This is a genomic window from Gloeomargarita sp. (assembly GCF_053491055.1).
The window spans coordinates 1-6,411 of the sequence record NZ_JBRCEP010000052.1 but is presented as its reverse complement, the minus strand read 5'-3'; the positions used below and the strand labels follow the sequence as shown (position 1 = coordinate 6,411).

The following is a 6,411-nucleotide window of genomic DNA, read 5'->3' as shown; positions in this document are numbered from 1 at the left end:
CGATGTGATTCTCGATACCTATCCCTACAACGGGGCGACCACGACGCTAGAAGCGCTGTGGGTGGGAATCCCTTTGGTGACGCGCGTGGGACAACAATATGCCGCCCGCAATAGCTATAGTTTTTTGGTCAATTGTGGGATTAGCGAAGGGATTGCTTGGAATGACCGGGAGTATGTGGAATGGGGCATTCGCTTGGGAACCGATGCCCACTTGCGTGAGACGATCCGCCAAAAATTGTATTTGTCCCGCCGCACTTCTCCGCTTTGGCATGGCCGCCAATTTGCTCAGGAATTTGACCAGATGTTGTTGCAGATGTGGCAAAAGTATCGGGAAGCGCACGCGGGCGTTGCGTAGTTTCTCCAAGTACAAAGTTCAGAAATTGATGGCTGATGATGGGTGCGCAACATGGAGTTTAAGTTGGTTATTATTTGGGCTATATTCGCATCGGCGCAAGGGGATGGTGACCGGGTATGATGTTGGATGTCACCTTAAATATCTGGCGACAATCCCGGCCAACCCAGCCGGGACAGTTGGTGACCTATCCCATGCGGGGGGTGGCTTCCGGTTGGTCGTTGGTGGAACTGCTGGATGAGTTGAATGAAAGGCTGATGCGCGCCGGGGAAGAGCCGGTGGCTTTTGACAGCGACTGTCGGGAGGGCATTTGTGGCAGTTGTGGTGTGTTGGTGAATGGCAGGCCGCACGGTCAGGCGGGGGTGACGACCTGCCAGGTGTATCTGCGGCAGTTTCAGAGTGGGCAAACGCTGGTGTTGGAGCCGTTACCGGGGTTTCCGGTGGTGCGGGATTTGGTCGTCGATCGCAGTGCGCTGGACCGCATCATGGCGCAGGGAGGCTATATTAGCGTCAATGTGGGCAGTGCGCCGGAGGCCAATACGATTCCTGTCGCGCCGGAGACGGCAGAGCGGGCGTTGCAGGCAGCAGCCTGTATTGGTTGTGGGGCCTGTGTGGCAGCCTGTCCCAACGGCTCGGCGGCGTTGTTTGTAGGGGCGAAGGTGACCCATTTGAGTTTGCTGCCCCAGGGACAGCCAGAAGCGGGGCGGCGGGTGCAGGCGATGGTGGCGCAGATGGATGCGGAGGGGTTGGGGCACTGCTCGCATCACGGGGAATGTGCCGCTGTGTGTCCCCAAAACATTCCCTTGACGGTGATCGCCCGGTTGCGTCGGCAGTATTGGCAGTCCTGGTGGTAGGTTGTGGGGGTCATTACCAGTCGCCGCCATGCCCTGGTGCGCCATATCCGCCAGTTACACACGCCCAAGGGACGCCGGGAAGCGGGGCAATTTCTCCTGGAAGGAACGCATCTGATTGCGGCTGCCCTGGAACAGGGGATTGCGTTGCAATACGTTTGCTACACGGAATCTTGGGCAGAACGTTACCCCGACCTGGTGCATCGCTTCACAGCGCCGGTGGTGCAACCTGTAAGTCCCCAGGTGATGGAGGTTTTGGCAACTACGGTGCATCCCGATGGGGTCGTGGGCGTAGCGCCCTGGCCCCAACCCGCCCCCCTGCCATCGCCGGGGCATTTGAATCTTTTGGGATACCGGCTCCAGGACCCTGGCAATGTGGGCACCCTGATTCGCACGGGGGCGGCGGTGGGAGTGGCCCATCTCTTGCTGACAGAAGACAGCGTGGACCCCTACCATCCCAAACTTTTGCGGGCGGCGGCAGGACAATGGTTTCGCTGTCAACCTTGGGTTTGTTCGGACCCCTTAGCCGTCATGCAAACATACCAACAAAAGCAGGTACAGATCATTGCCACCCATCCCCAGGCCGAGTTGCTCTATTGGCAGGTGGATTGGTCCCAGCCTAGCCTGTTGTTGTTGGGGAATGAGGGGCAAGGGTTGCCGGAGTCGTGGCTGGAGCGGGCAGACCGCGTGGTGCGGGTTCCCCAGCCCCCAGGGGTCGAATCTTTGAATGTGGCCATAGCAGCGGCAGTCTGTCTGTACGAAGCGGTACGGCAAACCTGGACAAAATCCCAGAACTAGCGTATTATCAAAGACTGTTGCAAATTTGGTTGTTGCTATGAACGCCCAGGCCATCATTCGGTCGCTGGAAGCGCCCTATCTCAAGCCCGACCTTCCCCAGGTAGAAGTCGGCGATGTGGTTAAGGTGGGGGTGGTGATCCAAGAAGGGGGCAAGGAGCGGGTGCAACCCTACGAGGGGGTGGTGATTGCCCGCCGGGGTACGGGCGTCAATTTGAGTATTACGGTGCGCAAAACCTTTCAGGGGGTGGGGGTCGAACGGGTCTTTTTGCTGCATTCGCCCCGGATTGCCAGCATACAGGTGTTGCGGCGGTCGGTAGTGCGGCGCGCCAAACTCTACTACCTGCGGCAACGGATGGGGAAGGCAACCCGTTTGAAACAGCGGTTTACCTAGAAAAAGGGTGGCCTTGGTGGGCAGGTGGGGCTGAGGTCGCCGGCAATCCCTGGGGTGGGCTTGTGCAGGTGGCGTCATGGCCGGGAAGGGGTGGTTGCCGTTCTCGGTTCAGCGGTGCCGGCAATGCGCATTCGTGCCTGGTTCCGGCTCGGCGCTCCCCTGGCACCAGAAGGATGAGAGACGCCACCGATTTCTTGACATTTCTTCACAATTTATGGCTAGATAGCCAAGGGGGTTGCCGCCGGTGACCCGGTACAATCCTAATCTATGGTACGGCCTGGAGTCCTGTGGGGAGTAGGTGCGTTTTTATCCATGAGTCAACGCTTACCGGCCAACGGTCATTTTTCTCGCCGCCAGTTGTTGCAACTGTTTGGTGTGGGGGGGTTGGGGGCGGCGGTTGGCTATTCGCGCTGGGTGAAACCGGAACCGGCGGTGTGGCAACCGGATCGGGTGGCGTTGCCCTGGCGGTTGACGCAACCGAAGCGGGTGGTGGTGGTAGGCGGTGGTTTGGCGGGGTTGGCCTGTGCCTACGAGTTGAGCCAACGGGGGTTTCAGGTCACGCTGTTGGAGCGGGCGCCCCAGTTGGGGGGCAAAATTGCCGGGTGGCCGGTTGAGGTCAACGGGGTTACCTTGCAGATGGAGCATGGGTTTCACGGGTTTTTTCCCCAGTATTACAACCTCAACCGGCTGGTGCAGGAGTTGGGTTGTGAGGGCAATTTTGTTTCCCTGGAATCCTATGCGGTGGCCTACAAACAGGGCTATGCGCCGGAGGTGTTTCGTCCCAGCCATTCGGCCTTTCCCTGGAATGTGGTGGATTTGGCGCTGGCCTCGGCCAATCGCTGGCGTTGGGGGCTGAATCTGGCCAGTCCAGCGCATTGGGCGGTGTTTCGGGAAATTACCGGCTTTGACCCGGTGCGGAGCTATCAACGGCTGGATCACTTATCGGTGCTGGAGTGGGTGGGGGAGGATTTTCCCTGGGGTTTGTTTGATTTGTATTTTTTGCCCTTTGCTAAGTCCAGTTTGAATGCCCCGGATGTCCTGAGCGCCGGGGAGTTGATGCAGTTTTTTCACTTTTATTTCTTTGGCAATCCTGAGGGTTTGGCGTTTCGGGGCACCCGTCAGGATATGCGCCGCTCCCTGGTCGAACCGATTGCTGCCCGGATTCGCGCCAATGGGGGGGTGATCCGTACCGGGGTGACGGTCACCGCGGTGGAATGGCAGGGGGGGCAAATCGCCGGCCTGCAGACAGGGGGAGAAGGGTGTGGGGCGCCCTTTTGGGTGGCGGCTAATCCGGTGTTGCCTGCTGGGTTTTACGGGGCGGGGGATGCGGTGTATCACGTCCAGGGGCGCACGGCCCTGGGTTTGACCTGTCCGCACCAGGGCTGTACGGTGCAGGTGCAAAGCGATGGCGGCTACCGCTGTCCCTGTCACGGGGCGGAATTTACCGCGCAAGGGGAGGTGGTCAAAGGCCCGGCCACGCGCCCTCTGCGGCAATTTACGGTGCTGGCGCAATCGCCTGACCAGGTACAATTGGTGGCGTCCCAGGCGGCTTCCCCAGGGCAAGAGCGCCTTGAGGCGGATTACTATGTTCTGGCGACGGATGTCCCAGGGGCGCAGCAGCTCATCCGCTTGAGCCAGGGAGAACCCCACCCGCAGGTGGCGGCGCAAATTATGGGTTTGGCGGTGGCCGACCCGTTTGCAGTGGTGCGGTTCTGGCTGGATCGGGATTTTGCCTGGCCCTATAGCGCCTTTACCTCGCTGTCGGGGTATCGCTTGACCGATAGCATTACCTTGTACCATCACATTCAGGACGATTACAAGGCGTGGGCGCAGGCGACAGGCGGCAGTGTGGTGGAGTTGCACGCCTACTGCTACAAGGAAAAGGAATTTCCCACCCAGGAGGCGCTCTTGACCACCTTTGAGCAGGAGTTGTATGAGATCGTGCCTGCGTTGCGGGGGGCGACGATTCTGCACCGGGAGCTGGTCAACCAGAAGAATTTTTCTGGGTTTCCCCCTGGAAGCTATGCCCGGCGGCCCACCAGTGCGACGGCAGTGGCAAATTTGTTTTTGGCCGGGGATTGGGTGAAAATGCCTTTTCCCTGTGCGTTGATGGAGCGGGCCGTCAGCAGTGGCTTTTTGGCGGCCAATGAAATCCTTAGTCGCGAGGGATTGCAACGGCGTACCCTGTATTCGGTGCAGCCGCGGGGGGTGTTGGCGCTTTCGCTGGGTTAGACCGGAATGCCCCGGCAAGTTCCACCTCGGCCCAAGGGAGCATCTGCATGTACCAACCCGGAAAGGTCCAAATTCGGGCAGGATGAGCCAGAGGCTGGGGTAACGTTTGTCGCCGTAGGTTTTGTGGGTCAGTTGGCGCAATTTGGGGGATGTTCGGCGCACGCTGGTAAAGGTGGTAACGGGTATGGGCGCGCGGTACCCAACCGCCCAAGGAAGCCACCACCCGGTGGGTAGGCAGTTCCAGCGCGCCGGGGTCATTGGCCCTCTCCTTGCCAAAGCCTCTTAGAATGATGGTATCGGGAAAGGAACGCAGCACAATGGGCAAATGGAGTGCCCAAAAAATAGACCTCAACCAGGTGTACCCTTGCCCTTGTTGTCGCCGGGGCGGTCGCTTGCACCAGATTACCCTGACGGATGCCTTTGGCTGTGACCGCTGTCAGCAGATTTTTGTCCTGCGCGAAGCCGATTACGTCCTCGAACAGCTTAGCGGTGCTTATCCGGGGCAACGGGCTTGGTATTGGGATGGTCACTCCTGGCAACGGCTGTACCATCTCTGGGGCAGAATGACCCCTTTGCATGGGTTGTCGTTGTTGCTTGTGCGGTTGCCTTTGTTATTTCTTTTGTTTTTGCCCATCATTCTGTTGCTTGCCCTGGTTGGCTTGATCCAAATTCTGGCGACGTGGCTCAACGGGCGATAGTCATTAATTGCCCTGGGTTGGCAGGAACGATATGGTATGCTAAGCCTGTATGGGGCGGGCTTCAAGTGGTGCGATGAAGGCAGACAGGGATACGGTGGCCAGTGACCTTTGGTTGCGGGGATTGTTAACCGTAGCCTGGGCCGACGGGCATTACACCGCAGAAGAAAAAGCGCTGGTGCAGGATGTCTTAGGTAAGGATACGTTGGCAGATTTTCAACCGTTAGAACCCGCAGAATTAGCCCACTTTTTCTCGCCCGATGACCCCAAAACGGATGACTTTTTGCGGACGGCGGTGATGGTGGCCATTGCCGATGGCACCTACTCCGAAGCGGAAGACCAATTGCTCCAGGCCTTTTGTCAGGCGTTGGGGCGTTCCCCGGAACTGTTGGCTGGGTTAAAAACCACCCTTGTCAAACGAACCGAGGGAGAATGTGTACCGGCAAGCGAAACACGGCATGACCTGCTTCGCCCGGTGCGGCAATGGTTGGACAAAATGGAAATCCATGACCCCAAGGTGGCCCGTTTTCTCTGTCGGATGATTCCGGCCCAGTGTCCTTTTGAACGGGATGTGGTGTTATTTGGCCGGAAAATTGTCCACATTCCCCCCATGTGTAAACTTAATCCCCTCTACGAACAGTTGGTCGGTCTGCGTTTGCGTGCCCTTGCTTATCTGGCAGAACGGGGAGAAGATGTCCCCAATTAATGGGGAACCAAGCCTAGGGGAAGTACTCCCCCAAACACCTATCTGGATACTCTTTGGTGATGTCTCAAACCTTTAGCTGATGGTGTGCCAAAATTCCAACGTGCTTTGTCCCTGTAGGGTTCAACTCCGCAACAAAAGTCCATAAATTTGCGTCCGGCAAGCTGCTTAATGAGAGGATTTATTCAACACTTCTGGCTTCGTCCCTGTTTTTTTGCGGGTTATAGTCATTTCGGTTTAGAATGCGACACTAACTTGTGCAATAATTACGAATGACTTCATCAATGGTGGTGCCAGGAGGAGCATACATCCACAATCTTTTTAATGCGCTAAAGTCATGCTCAATAGCATTGAGGTCTGGGGAATAAGTTGGCAAAAATAACACAATA

The 6,411-nt window shown here is 57.7% G+C and carries 8 protein-coding genes; 7 read left to right on the top strand and 1 reads right to left on the bottom strand.

Annotated elements, in window-relative coordinates; translation table 11 throughout:
• From ACWISF_RS05930 to ACWISF_RS05900, 7 genes are all read left to right on the top strand, one after another.
• A partial coding sequence (locus ACWISF_RS05930) for an O-linked N-acetylglucosamine transferase family protein (RefSeq protein ID WP_448380671.1) occupies positions 1-355 on the top strand: 355 nt, incomplete at its 5' end.
• 122 nt (positions 356-477) lie between these two features.
• A complete protein-coding gene (locus ACWISF_RS05925; protein ID WP_448380674.1) occupies positions 478-1,206 on the top strand; it encodes a succinate dehydrogenase/fumarate reductase iron-sulfur subunit in 729 nt (242 codons plus the stop codon).
• A 3-nt stretch (positions 1,207-1,209) separates the two neighbouring features.
• The gene (locus tag ACWISF_RS05920; RefSeq protein ID WP_448380670.1) at positions 1,210-2,001 is read left to right on the top strand and encodes a TrmH family RNA methyltransferase; all 792 of its coding nucleotides are present in this window, start codon (positions 1,210-1,212) and stop codon (positions 1,999-2,001) included.
• A gap of 37 nt (positions 2,002-2,038) precedes the next feature.
• Positions 2,039-2,392 carry a 50S ribosomal protein L19 gene (gene rplS / locus ACWISF_RS05915; RefSeq protein ID WP_448380669.1) on the top strand — a complete coding sequence of 118 codons (354 nt, stop codon included), beginning with the start codon at positions 2,039-2,041 and terminating at the stop codon, positions 2,390-2,392.
• A 312-nt stretch (positions 2,393-2,704) separates the two neighbouring features.
• Positions 2,705-4,624: an FAD-dependent oxidoreductase gene (locus ACWISF_RS05910; protein ID WP_448380673.1), complete on the top strand. Its 1,920-nt coding sequence runs from the start codon at positions 2,705-2,707 to the stop codon at positions 4,622-4,624.
• A gap of 317 nt (positions 4,625-4,941) precedes the next feature.
• Positions 4,942-5,322 carry a hypothetical protein gene (locus tag ACWISF_RS05905; protein WP_448380668.1) on the top strand — a complete coding sequence of 127 codons (381 nt, stop codon included), beginning with the start codon at positions 4,942-4,944 and terminating at the stop codon, positions 5,320-5,322.
• 73 nt (positions 5,323-5,395) lie between these two features.
• Complete coding sequence (locus ACWISF_RS05900) at positions 5,396-6,025, top strand: Mo-dependent nitrogenase C-terminal domain-containing protein (protein WP_448380667.1); 630 nt, start codon at positions 5,396-5,398, stop codon at positions 6,023-6,025.
• A gap of 247 nt (positions 6,026-6,272) precedes the next feature.
• On the opposite strand, the gene ACWISF_RS05895 is transcribed toward ACWISF_RS05900, so the two are convergent.
• A partial coding sequence (locus ACWISF_RS05895) for a transposase (protein ID WP_448380672.1) occupies positions 6,273-6,411 on the bottom strand: 139 nt, incomplete at its 5' end.

Bases quoted from the DNA above. Each gene is read 5' to 3' on its own strand.
- rplS (WP_448380669.1), top strand. From the start codon at position 2,039: ATGAACGCCCAGGCCATCATTCGGTCGCTGGAAGCGCCCTATCTCAAG.
- ACWISF_RS05910 (WP_448380673.1), top strand. From the start codon at position 2,705: ATGAGTCAACGCTTACCGGCCAACGGTCATTTTTCTCGCCGCCAGTTG.
- ACWISF_RS05905 (WP_448380668.1), top strand. From the start codon at position 4,942: ATGGGCAAATGGAGTGCCCAAAAAATAGACCTCAACCAGGTGTACCCT.
- ACWISF_RS05900 (WP_448380667.1), top strand. From the start codon at position 5,396: ATGAAGGCAGACAGGGATACGGTGGCCAGTGACCTTTGGTTGCGGGGA.